General features: G+C 46.6%; 11 protein-coding genes and 1 tRNA gene. 11 read left to right on the top strand and 1 reads right to left on the bottom strand.

What is annotated here, in order from left to right; genetic code table 11:
* The first annotated feature begins 7 nt into the window (after positions 1–7).
* From QUA27_RS11300 to QUA27_RS11250, 11 genes are all read left to right on the top strand, one after another.
* Complete coding sequence (locus QUA27_RS11300) at positions 8–3,727, top strand: response regulator (RefSeq protein WP_333068046.1); 3,720 nt, start codon at positions 8–10, stop codon at positions 3,725–3,727.
* A complete protein-coding gene (locus tag QUA27_RS11295) occupies positions 3,720–4,094 on the top strand; it encodes a response regulator (RefSeq protein WP_015177895.1) in 375 nt (124 codons plus the stop codon). Before QUA27_RS11300 ends, QUA27_RS11295 begins: the two co-directional genes overlap by 8 nt.
* A complete protein-coding gene (locus QUA27_RS11290; protein ID WP_333068045.1) occupies positions 4,091–5,149 on the top strand; it encodes an adenylate/guanylate cyclase domain-containing protein in 1,059 nt (352 codons plus the stop codon). Before QUA27_RS11295 ends, QUA27_RS11290 begins: the two co-directional genes overlap by 4 nt.
* An 86-nt stretch (positions 5,150–5,235) precedes the next feature.
* Entirely contained in the window at positions 5,236–5,754 is a 519-nt protein-coding gene (locus QUA27_RS11285) for a Ycf51 family protein (protein ID WP_333068044.1), read from the top strand.
* 146 nt (positions 5,755–5,900) lie between these two features.
* Positions 5,901–7,238, top strand: coding sequence for a P-loop NTPase family protein (locus tag QUA27_RS11280; RefSeq protein ID WP_333068043.1), 1,338 nt, complete (start codon positions 5,901–5,903; stop codon positions 7,236–7,238).
* Positions 7,235–8,611 (top strand): tetratricopeptide repeat protein, encoded by a 1,377-nt coding sequence (locus QUA27_RS11275; RefSeq protein ID WP_333068042.1) that lies wholly within the window; start codon positions 7,235–7,237, stop codon positions 8,609–8,611. The genes QUA27_RS11280 and QUA27_RS11275 overlap by 4 nt, the downstream gene beginning before the upstream one ends.
* 441 nt (positions 8,612–9,052) lie before the next feature.
* Positions 9,053–10,255, top strand: a complete 1,203-nt coding sequence (locus tag QUA27_RS11270) for a tetratricopeptide repeat protein (protein WP_333068041.1) — start codon at positions 9,053–9,055, stop codon at positions 10,253–10,255.
* A 79-nt stretch (positions 10,256–10,334) separates the two neighbouring features.
* Positions 10,335–11,858 carry a carboxypeptidase M32 gene (locus QUA27_RS11265; RefSeq protein ID WP_333068040.1) on the top strand — a complete coding sequence of 508 codons (1,524 nt, stop codon included), beginning with the start codon at positions 10,335–10,337 and terminating at the stop codon, positions 11,856–11,858.
* Between the two features lie 129 nt (positions 11,859–11,987).
* Positions 11,988–14,408, top strand: a complete 2,421-nt coding sequence (locus QUA27_RS11260; protein WP_333068039.1) for a sucrose synthase — start codon at positions 11,988–11,990, stop codon at positions 14,406–14,408.
* A gap of 520 nt (positions 14,409–14,928) precedes the next feature.
* Positions 14,929–15,639 (top strand): peptidoglycan-binding domain-containing protein, encoded by a 711-nt coding sequence (locus QUA27_RS11255; RefSeq protein ID WP_333068038.1) that lies wholly within the window; start codon positions 14,929–14,931, stop codon positions 15,637–15,639.
* Positions 15,640–15,855: 216 nt separating this feature from the next.
* Positions 15,856–15,937: transfer RNA gene (locus tag QUA27_RS11250), tRNA-Leu, on the top strand.
* A gap of 119 nt (positions 15,938–16,056) precedes the next feature.
* Here the strand turns inward: QUA27_RS11250 and QUA27_RS11245 are convergent.
* Positions 16,057–16,650, bottom strand: coding sequence for an SMI1/KNR4 family protein (locus tag QUA27_RS11245; RefSeq protein WP_333068037.1), 594 nt, complete (start codon positions 16,648–16,650; stop codon positions 16,057–16,059).
* Between the last annotated feature and the right edge of the window lie 6 nt (positions 16,651–16,656).

Genomic DNA, 16,656 nt, shown 5'->3' with positions numbered 1-16,656 from the left:
AGAAAATATGCACCCCCACCTCCAGCGCCAACTCGAACAGCTCGGTTTAGTCGGCGAGTCTCCCCCTCCCACTGCTGAGCAGTGGCAGCTTTTATTAGAGCAGGTAAGTTTTAGCTATGACCGAGTTCAGAGTCAGCAAGAACTTCAGCAGGAAGATTGTTTTAACTTGGAGACGGTGGCATTAAAGGATTTAACTGACTCGCCCCAGTCCCCTCAAGACTCTGCAACAGCTTCAGAATTCGATCGACTGCGGGCGAGTGTCAACAGTTTGGGGGCGGGATTGTGTATCCTTGACGCGAAGGGCTGTGTAATCTCGGTGAATGCAGAGGCAGAACGCTTGTTGGGGTGGCGAGAATCGGAACTTGCAGGCGTTTTCCTGCTAGAGCGCATCGGGAAGCAAAACAAAGGCAAGAAATCCTCACTTTTGACAGATCCGAAACAGTCGCTAAGTAAAAGTCAAGATGCGACTATCGCACCTACACTAGATTTACAAGAGGCGATCGCTTCCAGTCAACCTTCCAGCAATTGGGACGACGAGTTTTTGTGTCGCGACGGCAAGATTTTACCCGTTTCCTATTTTTTCCATCCCGCAGTTGAGGGTCGCGAAATATCAGTCTTGGTGTTTTTTGACATTTTTGAGATTAGAGAACACAAGCAATCACTCTCGATACTGCAAGCAGTTCTAAAATCTACAGATGCAGGAATTCTGGCGGTTGACAGAAACGGCAATATATGTAATTATAATCAGAAATTTCTAGAGATGTGGGGTTTGTCCGCCAGCCAAGGAAAGTTGAGCCGATCGACCTTGGGCACACTCAAAAACACGATCGAAACAGAATTCCCCTTCGACAGGGAACAATTAAAATACCCGCAAAGATTTCTCCAAAACGTGATCAAAGTGTCGGCAGATTCAGATACTCAAATTAGCGAACTATTAGAATTTAAAGACGGAAAAATTATTGAATTAAATTCGTTGCCATCAAAAGTTGGAGCGCAAACAGTCGGTAGAGTCTGGAGCTTTCGAGACGTTACCGAACTCAAAAAAGTAGAAGAATCTTTGCAGTATCAAATAGAATTCGCTCAGTTGATTGCCCGTTTGTCAACCGATTTCATCAGCCAGCCCTTATCAGAAATAGACAAAGGCATCGCTCAAACCCTGGAAGCGATAGCCACCTGGAGCGGGTTTGACCGCAGTTACATCTACCTGTTATCAGAAGACAAAACCCGCGCCGACAAAACCTACGAGTGGTGCGGCGAAAGCTTTCCGGCAGTCAAAGACAGTACCGACAAACACCTAGACATCGCACAAATCCCTTGGATCGCAGAAAAACTCGATCGCGGGGAATGCCTTTATATTCCAGAAATCGGTGAACTACCGCCCCCAGACAAAGCCGAAATAGCCTATTTTATCGGTCAAAATTCAACCGAATTCCATACAGACTCCCCATCCAAAACAGTCAATCAAACAGAAACGACCTCAATACCTTCGATTGGCGCTTCCCTCAATAATTTAGAATTTAAAAAACAGCTAAAAAATATTCAATCGCTGATAATTATTCCCCTAATTTGTAGTAAAAACCTAGTAGGATTTCTCGGAGTCGATGGCTTAAAGCAAACAGCAGGTCGAGCAACCGAAATATCCACACAGCTAAAAATGGTAGGAGAAATGCTCGCCAATGTCCTAGAGCGCAAGCGAGCAGAAGCAGCATTGAGACAATCCGAAACAAAATACCGCAGCATCTTTGAAAACGCAGTCGAAGGCATATTCCAGACAACGCCGACCGGGCACTACCTCAGCGGCAATAGCGCACTAGCTAGAATTTACGGCTACGAATCCTGTACCCAAATGCTTGCCGAACTCACCGATATAAACTGTCAATTTTACGTTAACCCCAATCGGCGCGCCGAGTTTATGGCCCAATTGCGCGCGCGCCGCCAAGTGTCAAAATTTGAATCCCAAATATACCGCCGAGACGGTAGCACGATCTGGATTTCTGAAAACGCGCGCAGCATCTGCGACGAAAACGGCAGGGTTTTGTACTACGAAGGCACAGTCCAAGACATCACCGATCGCAAACAGGCAGAATCCGCCATGCAGTTGGCCCTAGAAGCAGCAGAATCAGCCAACCGAGCAAAAAGCACATTTCTCGCCAACATGAGCCACGAACTTCGCACACCCCTCAATGCCATCATCGGCTACAGCGAAATGCTTCAAGAAGAAGCCGAAGAATTGGGTAGTTGCGAATCAGTTCCCGACCTTGAAAAAATCTGCAGCGCCGGCAAACACCTGCTGTCTCTGATTGACGACATCCTAGATATTTCTAAAATTGAAGCAGGCCGAATGGATCTCTACTTAGAAACCTTCGACATCCATACCTTAATTGAAAGTGCTGTTGCCACGGCCAGGCCGCTGGTCGAGAAAAACGGTAATACCCTAGAAGTGTACTTTCCAGACAACCTCGACACCATGCACGCGGACATGACCAAAGTGCGGCAAGTGCTGCTTAACTTGCTCAGCAACGCTGCCAAGTTCACACAAAACGGGAGAATTGCGATCGGAGTGGAAAGAATTAAAAATGAACAATTAAAAATGAAAAATCAAGAGGAATCTTCCCAAATTTTAATTTCCAACTCCGAATTTTTAAGTTTCCGCGTCGCCGACACCGGCATCGGCATGACACAAGAGCAATTGGAGCGAGTTTTCCAACCTTTCACCCAAGCTGATGCCTCGACTACCCGCGAGTACGGTGGCACTGGTTTGGGACTAGCAATCAGCCAGCGCTTCTGTCAGATGATGGGCGGCAGCATTGAGGTCAGCAGCACCTTGGGCGCAGGCACCACTTTCACCGTGCTCTTGCCCAAAGCCATCAAACAGCCGGAAATCCCCAACAAAGTCCACGACAGCACTAGCCCTCCGCACGCCCCCGCTGTGGGTACGGTGCTGGTAGTGGACGACGACCCGATATCGCGGGATTTAATCCAGCGCACCCTCAGTCGCCAAGGACTGCACATAGAAGTCGCCGGCAGTGGCGAGCAAGCTCTCCGGCTCGCTAAGCAACTACGGCCAGACGCCATTACCCTGGACGTGATCATGCCCGGAATGGACGGCTGGGCGGTACTCTCAGCGCTGAAGGCCGATCCTGACCTTGCCGAAATTCCCGTAATCCTGCTATCCTTTGTGGGCAACAAAAGCCTCGGCTTTGCATTGGGTGCCTCGGACTACCTCACCAAACCAGTGGACGGCAAACGGCTGGCTGCCTTGTTGAACAAGTACCGACGCGACCAAGACGGCGTTGCAAGTAACAATTTGACCTGTCAGATTCTAATTGTGGAAGACGACCTTGCCACGCGCGAAATACTGCGATGCGTACTAGAAACACAAGGCTGGGCAGTAACGGAAGCTGACAGCGGACGCGCTGCTCTCGATCGGCTAAAAGTTGCTCGCCCGCACCTGATATTACTGGATTTGATGTTGCCAGAAATGGATGGTTTTGAGTTGATCGGGGAAATTCGCAAATCCCATTCAGGAGATCCTATACCGATTGTTGTGATCACGGGAAAAAACTTGACACAGGCCGAAAGCCAGCAACTAAATGGCTACGTCGAGCGGGTGCTACAAAAGGGAGTCTACAGTTGCGATACTTTGTTGCGCGATGTTCGCTCTATAGTCAATGACAGGTTCGATCGCAGGTACGACTCGAAAGGCAAGGAGAACACCAATGGCTAAAATCCTGTTGGTCGAAGATAACGAAATGAACAGAGATATGCTTTCCAGGCGTCTGGCCCGGAAGGGACATGAGGTCTTTATTGCTGTTGACGGTGCTGAGGGGGTGTCGATGGCGCTCGCGAAGGTACCGGATTTGATTCTGATGGATATGAGTCTGCCGGTTCTCGACGGGTGGCAAGCAACGCAGCAAATTAAGGCGGCTCCTGAAACTAGCAGGATTCCGGTGATTGCGCTGACGGCTCACGCAATGGCGGGCGATCGTGAAAAGTGTCTGGCTGCCGGCTGCAATGACTACGACACTAAACCTGTCGAGTTTCCCCGACTTTTGGGTAAAATTGAAACGCTTCTGAAAGAGGCCCTGACATGAAAGGTGATGAGGGCAGCGTGCTGGTTGTTGACGACAATGAGGTAAACCGCGATTTGCTGGCCCGCCGACTTCAGCGTCAAGGCCATTTGGTGAGTGTTGCTGAAGATGGTCTCCAAGCTCTGGAAATGTTGCGAACAGAGCCTTTTGATTTGGTTCTCCTAGACATTATGATGCCGCAAATGAACGGCTATCAGGTGCTCGAAAGTCTGAAGGCGGATGAAAAGTTACGCTACATCCCGGTAATTATGATTTCGGCGGTGGACGATATCGACAGTATCGTCCGGTGTATAGAGTTGGGGGCGGAGGATTATCTTTCTAAACCGTTCAATCCGGTATTGCTCAAGGCTCGGATTAGCGCTTGTCTGGAAAAGAAGCGGCTGCGGGATAAGGAACAGGCGTATTTACATGAGTTGGCCCAGGAAAAGGAAAAGTCCGAGCGTTTGCTGTTAAATATTTTACCGAAGGCGATCGCGCAGCGCCTCAAACACGGGGAAATTACGATCGCAGACAGTTTCGCTGAGGTAACAGTGATGTTTGCCGATTTGGTCGGTTTTACCAAGCTTTCGGCTCATTTATCGCCGGCCCAATTGGTGGAGTTGCTCAACGAGATTTTTTCGGCTTTTGACGAGTTGGCCGAGCGCTACGGACTTGAGAAAATTAAGACGATCGGCGATGCTTATATGGTGGTTGGCGGTTTGCCGACGCCCAGCGACGACCACGCCGAGTCGATCGCCGAAATGGCGCTGGAAATTCAAGCAGCAATGACTAAGATACATACCAAGGGAGGTCAGCCGCTCAGCATTCGCATCGGCATCCACACAGGCCCGGTAGAAGCTGGGGTAATCGGTACTAAAAAATTTACTTACGATTTGTGGGGAGATACGGTAAATACAGCTTCCCGGATGGAATCTCAAGGCGTCCCCGGCAGCATTCAGGTGACAGTTGCTACCTACGAGCGCCTGCGGGGTAAGTACGTTTTTGAGGAGCGCGGCGTGATTCCAGTGAAGGGCAAAGGCGATATGATGACTTATCTGCTTATGGGCCGAAACGCTTAATTAATCATTGGGCATTGGGCATTGGCCCGCGCAGGGCATCGGGTAGCGGTAACTAATATCAACAGTCAACAGTCAACAGTCAACAAATGAACGTAAATTCTAACCTTTTAATGTACGCCCAATGGGCGGGAATTCTAACAGTAGCCTTGGCTATTCTAACTGTTATAGCATTTATCTTCAAATGGGGTTTTCGCTTCCGATTGGTAGGAGTGACAAGCTTTATGGGAGTAATTGCTGCGAGTATATTTGGTCTGGGTTTGGGACTGTTTTCCCGCACAGAAATTCCGGGTGCGGTGCGCTATTCTTTAGTTTACGATACTGGGGGCGCTCAAACAGTAGTTACTGTGCCACCTACGATCACCGAATCGGAATTAGAAGCAACGATGCGGCAAGTGGCTGCGGATTTGTACTCTCCAGGCCGCTCTGGACGGGGCAGAGACTACATGACAATCCGGGTTCGTACAGTTGTACATCCTGAACCTGGGCTGTCGCAGCCGCTGTTTTTGGGCGAAGTGAGGCGATCGCTCGCGACTCGTGATGATGACAAAATGGCGATCGAAATCTTCCCCGAAAAAGTCGCTGTTTTGAAAAAATACCAAGCTTAAAAGATAGCAATGTCGGACACGGCAATGCCGTTTCCTTAGCCCAAAATCATCGATATACGGGTTCCCAGGAGCTGCCTGGGAACCAGTTATAGGCTACAAAAACCCGCCCCCACCAACGACACATCTCCTATAAAAAACATAAAATTATGAGTCAAGAATCCGAACCATTACTAACAAAATTATATAATGCTTTCGATCCCTTCTATCCTTTGCCAGCCGGAGATCCGCAGTATGTTAACTGTCAGGAAGCGCGAGGAGATGGGAATATTATAGAAGATTTGGGCATAAAAATTCAGCGGCGATCGCAACGCATGACTTGTCAGTTGTATACTGGACATCGCGGTGCCGGAAAGTCAACAGAATTGCTGCGACTTCAACAATATTTACAAACAAAAGGCTGTTTTGTAGTTTATTTCGCTGCCGAAGAAGAAGATATCGATCCAGAAGATACTGAATATACTGATATTCTCCTCGCTTGTACCAAGCATTTATTAAAAAAACTTAGGTCAAATTCTAAATCGCAAGCTTTATTCAATTGGGTAAAAAGTCGAGGGAATGAATTAAAAGATTTGGCACAAATGGAGGTAAACATTGACTCTATTAGTCTAGAATCTCAAATTACTTTGTTTACCAAACTCACGGCAAATATTAAAGCTGTACCAAGTTTGCGCCAAGAAATTCGCCGTAAAATCAACCCCCACACAACAACTTTAATTCAAGCGCTAAATGAATATATTGCTGGCGCTAAAGAAAACCTGCCTCAAGGCTATACTCAACTAGCAGTTATTGTGGATAATTTAGACAGAATCGTGCTGTTGAATGGATCTGGAGAAAGCAACAATCATGATGATATTTTTATCAACCGCTGCGGACAGCTTAAAGGATTAGATTGTCACGTTATCTATACTTTACCAATTTCGATGATGTATTCTGATAGTGCCAATGAGTTAGCCTCCAATTACGATAACACTGAAATTTTGCCGATGATTATGGTGCGAACTCGTGATGGCAATATTTACGAACCAGGATTGAATAAAATGAAAGAGTTGATTTGGAAACGAGTCAGTCCTTTTTATCCCAACTTGTCTCTGGAAACTGGATTGTTTGAAAACCTAGAAATACTAAATCAAATTTGCTTGATGAGTGGCGGTCATGTCCGAAATATGTTACAGTTAATGGAAGAAGCAATTCAGCGTACTGAAGAATTGCCGATTTCTACAAAAGCCGTGCAAAGAGCTATTACAAAAGCACGAGATCCTTTTCGCAGAAATGTAAACGATGGAGAATGGAAAATTTTAGCTGAGGTTTCACGCTCAAAAGAAATCAAAAATGAGGACGAATGTCGCAAGTTATTGTTTAACCGCTGTATTTTGGAATATCGTTACTTTGATGAAGTAGGAGACATCCAGTATTGGCATGATGTTCACCCACTCATTAAAGGGATTAAGCAATTTCAAGATAGTCTTGCACAACTTGAGCTATGACAGCAAAAATAATTGATTGGGACGAAGATTTACCAGAAGCAGAACCAGAGGAAGAATATCAAACTCTGGTACGCACACTCAAACGGACAAATGGTTTCCGGTTGCTGTTTGTTGAGTGTTTTCCGGCGGAAGGTGAACGCTTGATTGCGAAAGTTCAAGCAGATGTGCCGCAGAAAAAGATTGAGGTATTGGCGCTGGATGAGTCGGTTTATAATTTTTATAACATAATTGAAAATTTGCCCAACCGAGATGAAATTAATATCTTGTTTGTGAAAGGCTTAGAATATTCACTTTATGAATATGAGAAAGAAAAAAAAGAGCTCGGATGGGAAAGCAAGGATATTTATTCTTATAGTTGGCGGGGTGTACCCCCTGTTTTAATTAATTTAAACCAGCAGCGGGAAAGATTTAGAGATAATTTTAATAGTTGTTTTGTGTTTATTTTGCCTCGTTTTGCACTTAATTATTTGATCCAGCGAGCACCGGATTTCTTTGATTGGCGATCGAGTTTATTTAAGTTGTCAATGGATAAAGAACTGCTGCAACTAGAATCAAGGCAGGCTTGTTCCGAAAGATGGAAGCAAGAAGATTATCTAGCTTTGACTCCCCAAGAAAGAAAACGGGAATTGGTGAGGATTCAATCTTTAATTGATGAGGATGGGCAAACACCTAAACAAAAAGCAGAATTGTTTTATGAACAAGGTTTATTGTATGGCTATGCTGAAGAATATGCAAAGGCCATCGCATCCTACGACAAAGCCTTAGAAATCAAACCAGATTTACACGAAGCCTGGAACAATCGGGGCAATGCACTGGATGATTTAGGCAGGTTGGAAGAAGCCATCGCCTCCTACGACAAAGCCTTAGAAATCAAACCAGATAAACACGAAGCCTGGTACAATCGGGGCTATGCACTGGATGATTTAGGCAGGTTGGAAGAAGCCATCGCCTCCTACGACAAAGCCTTAGAAATCAAACCAGATTTACACGAAGCCTGGAACAATCGGGGCAATGCACTGGGTAATTTAGGCAGGTTGGAAGAAGCGATCGCCTCCTACGACAAAGCCTTAGAAATTAAACCAGATTTTCACGAAGCCTGGGACAATCGGGGCTCTGCAATGATTAATTTAGGAAGATGCGAAGAAGCGCTCGCCTCCTGCGACAAAGCCTTAGAATTAAAACCAGATTATCACGCAGCATTTTATAATAAAGCTTGCTGCTATGGGTTACAGAGTCAAATTGACCAAGCGATTCAGAATTTGCAGCAAGCCATCAATCTGAATCCTGACGAATACCGAGAAATGGCAAAAACTGACTCGGATTTTGACAGCATTCGATCGGATACTCGGTTTCAAGCCTTGATTCAAGGATAGGGATTTGCCATTGGGCGGGGCGGGTTTATGAGATTGTTGGTTTTAGGCAATTATTGTTGGTAAAACCCGCCGCTACAGCATCAAAAATACTCTTATTATTTATTAGTCTGCAAAGGCAGACTTAGCTTGACAAGAGGCGGTTTCAACCCCCGATCGCTCAAAAGGATTACGTGAAAATTATATCTTGGGTGAGGTTTGTGACACCTCAGCGCGATCGCCCCTTCCTCTTTTATACGCAGTCATATAAAAAAATTAGTATTAATCTATACTTACAAATCCCAGCTCTAGGATTATATTGAAAAAAATTGAAAAAGTTCCCAAAATCATGTAAAATTGCGAGAAATAACCAAAAAGTCGCGATCGAAAGCACTCACAGGCAAAAAAGATCGCATATAAAAAAGAAAAGAATCAATTAGACAGAAAAGAAAGAGGTGAAACCCCTTGCAAAAATTAGCCAGCATAGAAAAGCCGATCGACTCAGGGGAAAAATCCATAGCAGTCAACACCCAAAAGGCTCAAACATTTTACGATCGCGGCAACGCCCTAGAAGCAATGGGACGATTCCAAGCTGCGATCGAATCTTGGGAAGAAGCGATCGAACTTGAACCAAAATTTTATGAAGCCTGGTACAACCAAGGCGTAGCCCTCAAAAAAATGGGCCAGCTAGAAGAAGCGATCGCAGCCTACAACAAATCCCTACAAATCCAACCCAATAATCCCGAAGCGTGGTACAATCGCGCCAACGTTTTGCGGAAAGTCAACAGACTCTCAGAAGCGATCGCATCCTACGAAAAGGCGCTCGAACTCAACCCCAGCTACCCCGAAGCTTGGACGAACCGCGGCAACAGCCTCGTCAGCTTAGAGAAATTATCAGAAGCGATCGACTCCTACGACAAAGCCATAGCCATTAAACCAGACTACTGCGAAGCTTGGTACAACAAAGCATTTGCCCTGAGAAAATCCGACCAAAATACAGCCGCGATCGCCTCCTTCGACAAAGCGCTCGAACTCAAACCCGACTTGCATCAAGCCTGGTACAACCGCGGCTTAGCCCTAGCCGATGAACAACTCTACCCGGAAGCCGTCGCCTCCTACGACAAAACCCTGCAACTGCGGCCGAATTCCGCCGAAGCCTGGAACAAACGCGGCACGGCGATCGCCCAAATGGGAGAATTTGAAGAAGCGATCGCATCCTGGGACAAAGCCCTCGCACTCAACCCAAACGACAGCGAAACCTTTTACAACCGCGGCTTAGCCTTCGCCAACTTACAACGCTTTGAAGAAGCAATAGCCTCTTGGGACAAAACCCTAGAGTTGCAGCCAGACAACACCGAAGCCTGGTACAACCGCGCCGTCGCCCTCAAAAAAATTCAACGATTGACCGAAGCGATCGCCTCCTACGATAAAATCATCGCACTCAAACCCGACGATCCCAAGCTGTACTATCAAAAAGCTTGCATTTACGCCCTGGAAAAAGAAGCAGGCGAGCTCACAAACAGCCAGGAAGTTGTAGCCACCAGCATCGGGCTGGCGATCGAAAACTTATCCAAGGCGATCGAACTCAATCCGCAGAAATACCGCAAATTGTGCAAAAATGACTCTAAATTGCGTACAATACGGGAAGAAGTGCGGTTTTTAGCTTGATTTCAGGGTAGCTATGATTGATGGAGACGGATGCCGCACTGCAACCTTTGTAGGCAAAACAGCACCATAAACCCCAATCATGCAAACCCTAGACAAAACTCAAGCAAAATTCGCTCAACTGGCAGCCCACCTCAGAGAAGTTAACGACATAGAATCAGCCTCCTCGCTGCTGCATTGGGATCAATCAACTTATATGCCGGCCAAAGGTGCAAATGCCAGAGGCCGCCAGTTGGCTACTCTCAAACAAATATCCCACGAAAAATTTACAGATCCAAAAATAGGTGAACTCCTAGAAGACTTGCGTTTCTACGAACAAACCCTCCCCTACGACTCCACCGCAGCCAGCCTGATTCGCATAGCCCGCAGAGACTACGAGCGCGCCGCCAGAGTCCCAGCAACCTTCATGTCCGCACTCTGCCGCCACCAAGCCGACAGCTACGAAGCTTGGGCCGCTGCTAGGGCAGCCAACAATTTCGCAGCCGTCGAGCCGTATCTCGAAAAAACCCTAGAATTAAGCAGGCAATACGCCGACTTTTTCCCCGGCTACGAACACATCGCCGATCCTTTGATCGATCGTAGCGACTACGGCATGAAAGTATCCCTGCTGCGCCCGCTTTTCGCTAAACTGCGTGAAGAATTAGTGCCGATAGTCGAAGCCATCACTTCGCAACCTCCAGCCGACGACTCCTGCTTGCACCAAGACTTCCCCGAATTCCAACAACTAGAATTCACTCGCAAAGTTGTAGAACGCATGGGGTTTGACTTCCAACGGGGACGGCAAGACACCACCCTGCACCCGTTCATGACCAACTTCTCCATAGACGACGTGCGAATTACCACCCGCGTCTATGAAGACCACTTAGATCAAGCACTGTTCAGCAGCATCCACGAAGCCGGACACGCCCTCTACGAACTCGGAAATTCCCCGGAATTTGAAGGCACGCTTCTGGCAGGCGGGATTTCCTCCGGCGTGCACGAAAGTCAGTCGCGACTTTGGGAAAATTTGGTCGGGCGCAGCCGCGGTTTTTGGGAATGTTTTTACCCGCAACTCCAAGGCATATTTTTGCGACAGTTGGGACACGTATCCACTGACGCATTTTACCGGGCAATTAACAAAGTCTCGCGATCGCTCATCCGCACCGACGCCGACGAAGTAACCTACAACCTCCACGTCGCCATCCGCTTTGACCTAGAATTGGCAATGGTAGAGGGAAAACTAGCAGTGCGAGACCTCCCCGAAGCCTGGAACGAACGTTATAAAACCGACCTCGGCGTTGTCCCCCCCACCGACAGTGAAGGCGCGATGCAAGATGTTCACTGGTATGTTGGTACGATCGGGGGAATGTTCCAAGGTTACACCCTCGGCAACTTGATGAGCGCTCAATTCTACGAAACAGCAGTAAAAAACAATCCTGAAATTCCCGTAGAAATAGAACAAGGCAATTTTACCGTACTCCACGACTGGCTCAAACAAAACATCTACCAGCACGGCCGTAAATACACCGCTGTCGAATTGATCGATCGCGTTACAGGTTCACCTTTAACTATCGATCCCTTTATCCGTTACATTCGCCACAAATACGGGGAGTTTTATGTCATTTGAGGGATAGCAACTTCACTTTGCAGACTTTAAAATTACAAAAAAAGTAGCCGCTTAAAAAAAAGGGCGATACTGTTTGAGTATCGTCTAATTTTACAGCGGAAATCAAAAGTCTTAAATAAGGGAGTATGTATGTCTGAACTCTTTCAGGCTGTGATCGCCAGCGACGAAAAAACCGAGTTGCGTCAGTTTGTCAGCGATTTACGCGCTTTGGGGAAGAAATATTTACTGCGAAACGACATAGTTAACGCTTTTGCCGCCTACTGCACCAAATACGAAAAGCCCGAACAGTTCCATCAATCTTCTCTTTTAAGCAAACTGATTTACTACGTTCAGGAAATTATTCTCGAAGATGGCAGCATTTGCGTCCTGCTGCGGCCAAAAATTGCTACTATGGAAATAGTGCGAGTTGCAGACGACTTGACTGTTGAGCAGATGACAGTGCAAGAATTGCTCGACGTGCGCGATCGCTTCGTCAACCACTTTCACCCCCAAGAAGGCGATATTCTCGAACTAGATTTCGGCCCTTTTTACGATTATTCCCCCACAATTCGCGACCCCAAAAACATCGGCAAAGGAGTGCAATTCCTCAACCGATACCTGTCCAGCAAACTGTTCCAAGACGCCAGACAGTGGCAGGAAAGTCTATTTAATTTCTTGCGGATTCACCGCTACAACGGCGTACAATTACTAATTAACGATCGCATAAAATCCCAAGAACAACTTTCAGAACAAGTCAAAAAAGCCCTCACCTTTGTCAGCGATCTTTCTGAAGAAGAGTCCTACGAAAGATTTCGACTGGTTCTGCAATTGATGGGTTTCGAGGCAGGTTGGGGAAATACCGCCGCCCGCGTGCAAGAAACCCTAGGAATTCTTGACGAATTAATTGATTCCCCCGATCCCCAAACCCTAGAAGCATTTATTTCTCGCATCCCGATGATTTTCAAAATCGTCCTAGTTTCTCCTCACGGCTGGTTCGGCCAAGAAGGAGTTTTGGGGCGACCGGATACGGGAGGTCAGGTAGTTTATGTCCTCGATCAAGCCAAGAGTTTAGAGAAACAACTGCAAGAAGACATTCATCTTGCCGGTCTCGATAGTTTAGGAGTCAAACCTAAAGTAATTATTCTCACCCGATTAATTCCTAACAGCGACGGTACGCGCTGCAACGAACGTTTGGAAAAAGTTCACGGCACAGAAAATGCTTGGATTTTGCGGGTTCCCTTCAGGGAGTTCAATCCCAAACTGACTCAAAATTGGATTTCTAGATTCGAGATTTGGCCTTATTTGGAAACTTACGCGATCGATTCAGAAAAAGAACTGTTGGCTGAGTTTCAGGGCAAGCCAGATTTAATTGTCGGCAACTATTCCGACGGCAACTTGGTAGCATTTTTGCTGTCTCGCAAACTCAAAGTTACTCAGTGCAATATTGCCCATGCGCTGGAAAAATCTAAATATTTGTTCAGCAATCTCTACTGGCAAGAATCAGAGGAAAAGTACCATTTTTCGCTGCAATTTACTGCTGATATAATTGCCATGAATGCCGCTAATTGTATTGTCAGCAGCACCTATCAAGAGATTGTGGGCCAACCCGATAGTGTCGGTCAGTACGAATCTTACCATTGTTTTACGATGCCGGATTTGTACCACGTTGTGAACGGGATTGAACTGTTCAGCCCTAAATTCAATGTCGTGCCGCCGGGAGTTAACGAAAGTGTGTACTTTCCCTACACGCGGATCGAAGACCGGGTTCAAGGCGATCGCGATCGGCTCAACGAATTGCTGTTTACTCTAGAAGACCCGGAACAAGTCTTTGGCAAACTCGACGACCCGCACAAGCGCCCTTTATTTTCGATGGCCAGGCTCGATCGCATTAAAAACATGACAGGCTTAGCAGAATTGTTCGGAAAAAGCCCGGAATTGCAAGAAAAATGCAACTTAATTCTAGTAGCTGGCAAGTTGCGGGTAGAAGAAACCGAAGACTACGAAGAAGCAGAAGAAATTAAAAAGCTCTACGCAATTATTGACCAATACAACCTTCACGGTAAAATTCGCTGGTTGGGAGTGAGGCTATCCAAAAGCCTGTCCGGGGAAATTTACCGGGTAATCGCCGACGCCCAAGGTATATTTGTTCAGCCAGCATTATTTGAAGCTTTCGGCTTGACAATTCTCGAAGCAATGATTACCGGTATTCCCACTTTCGGGACCCAGTTTGGCGGTCCGCTGGAAATTATTCAAGATGGCGTAAATGGGTTTTATATCAACCCGACCAACCACCAGGAGACTGCCCAAAAACTTCTAGATTTTTTATCGAAATGCGAACACAATCCCAACTATTGGTATGAAATTTCAACGCGAGGAATTGACCGAGTTTACAGCACCTATACCTGGAAAATTCATACTACCAAGCTGCTGACGCTGGCGCGGACTTACGGTTTCTGGAACTACTCGTCCAAGGAAAACCGCGAAGATATGCTTCGCTACATAGAATCGCTGTTTTATCTGATTTACAAGCCGAAAGCGAAGGCTTTATTGGCAGAACACGCGAACCGATAAGTGGGGAATTTTGCTTCTTACGGGCTGGTTGAAGGAAAAAACTTGGTCTCTGATGGATCAACTTTTTAGACAACCCGCCCGTAAAGATTTGTGAATGACAGCAGGTTTTCTACAAGAGGACGGACGCTAAGAAACGCGGTTTCTACTAAAATATTGACTTTAGTAACAAAACATCTCGGAATCAACCGGGTTGATGAGCAATAGTGCGAATCGGCTCCTACTTCTAACACGTAACTTTCAACTAGCAACTTCTGAGTGCTGGTGTCCCCATTGCCGCAATTTTAGAGACCGGGGCAGATATAGCAACCGCGCCAGACGCTTATCGCGTTCTTAATGGCTCAAACCAATGCGGTCTATTACCCCTTCCATCGGACTTTTTATTACCAGATCGCGAAGTGAAATGGTCTGGTTCCTTGTTCGTTTTGTTATATGTTTCAGAAAGCAGTCCGGGTAATACAATTAGATTTAGAAACATGAAAACAGCGAAACCTTGTCAAACCTCACTAACAGGATGAAATTTATGCGTGTGACTACTGTTACGATTTTCAGCTTGATTGCTCTGCTCGTTCCCGGCTTAACCCGAAAGGCCACTGCTGCTTTCGACTCCGAACCATTGGTGCAGGAACAGTACCGCAGAGACTTTACTGCTCCCGCCGATCCGGGTGCGTCAGCATCGCCCGAGGGAAAGTCCCAAGGAGATATGTTTAACAAGCCTTTTTACGCGGGCGAGCAGGCGCCAGTGAAAAAGGAAAAAACTATCTCGGCGGGAGCTGACGGGCCAGAAGTTGCAGCCATACAGCAACGGTTGCAGGTACACAGTTTCAAGGTGGGGACGATCGACGGTACCTATGGCTCTCGCACTACATCGGCGGTTCGTGCCTTTCAGCAGTCTAAGGGTTTGAACGCAGATGGCATTGTGGATAAAGAAACTTGGACAGCTTTAGCAGCAGATCCGGCATCAGCTTCAGAAGCTGTGCAGAGCAATGCTCCAATTCTGAGCAATGCTGCTGTTCCCGGCAATCCTCCAACTCTTCTAAATAAAGGCGCTGTCGGTTCCAAGGTGAAGACGCTACAGGTGCGTTTGGAAATACAGGGTTACGATCCGGGTCCGATCGACGGCATTTTTGGCGCTCGCACTGCTACGGCTGTCAAGAACTTTCAGAAATCTAAGGGTTTGATGGCTAACGGCATGGTGGACGAAACAACCTGGAAATCGCTCGGCCAAAAATAAGTGACAAGTGAAAAATACGGAAAATTGCTGTGGCGATAACTCATGATTGAACCCGGTGTCCAAAAATGACCGGGTTTCTCGATGTTGGGCGATCGAGCAATTGGGTCATTACCCTGCGGATTTATCAGTGGGTCGCTTCCTTAAATCTAAAATCTAAAATCTAAAATCGATTGACCGATCGCTCTGTTGTGTGCTAGAGTAATTGAATGTCTAAATGCGGATATGGCGAAATTGGCAGACGCGCCAGATTTAGGTTCTGGTTCCGAAAGGAGTGAAGGTTCAAGTCCTTTTATCCGCACTACTCTCACAGCTTTGTACATCAATAGTTTCAGGTTTGTTACTGTACAGTAACAAATTATTTTTGACATACTTATCCCTCTCAATAGACGCTGATTCTTGACACTTGAGGGACTGACGCTATAGAGCACTATCAACTGCACGATCGAGTATTTCAAACTCAACTAGATCGACTAACCCATAACCATCCTCAGAGAACCGATATTCTCCTCGCTCTAGTGCATCTGCAAAGGTCTCCAGATAAACGCGAAAATTAGGTGCAATAAGCGCTCTAGTAGGCTCCTGCCACTCAACAATAATGACTTGTCCAACATTTCCGCCTGCTGCTGGGGCTAAATCTACGCATTCGCAAGCACCATTGCTTTCCATTGTGAATGGAATCCAATTCGGGTTCCACCAACCGTTCCAGATTCCTTCAAAAATATTTTCACGATCGCACCTAAAATTATCGTCTGAACAATCCTGCCATTTTTCAGATATTTCGATCGCACTTTCGAGAGAGAGGAACTCCAAGTGGGGGAACAGGGAATAAGATTCTTCCTCCTTACCGTTATGCACGCGGTAAGACAGCTTGAAATCTTCGAGAAACTCTACACCAAAAAATGCTTCTGCCCGATAAATCTCCTCATCAGTAGCGCCTGGTTTAAGACTTGTCAGCACTTGAGGTGCATTGGCTGCCAGCCAATTATGAATTCTTTCCCAAATTATTTTCATGAGAAA

Source organism: Microcoleus harperi Pol14_C6, assembly GCF_036701295.1.
Classification (GTDB): domain Bacteria; phylum Cyanobacteriota; class Cyanobacteriia; order Cyanobacteriales; family Microcoleaceae; genus Microcoleus.
This window is presented reverse-complemented; position numbering and strand designations above follow the sequence as displayed.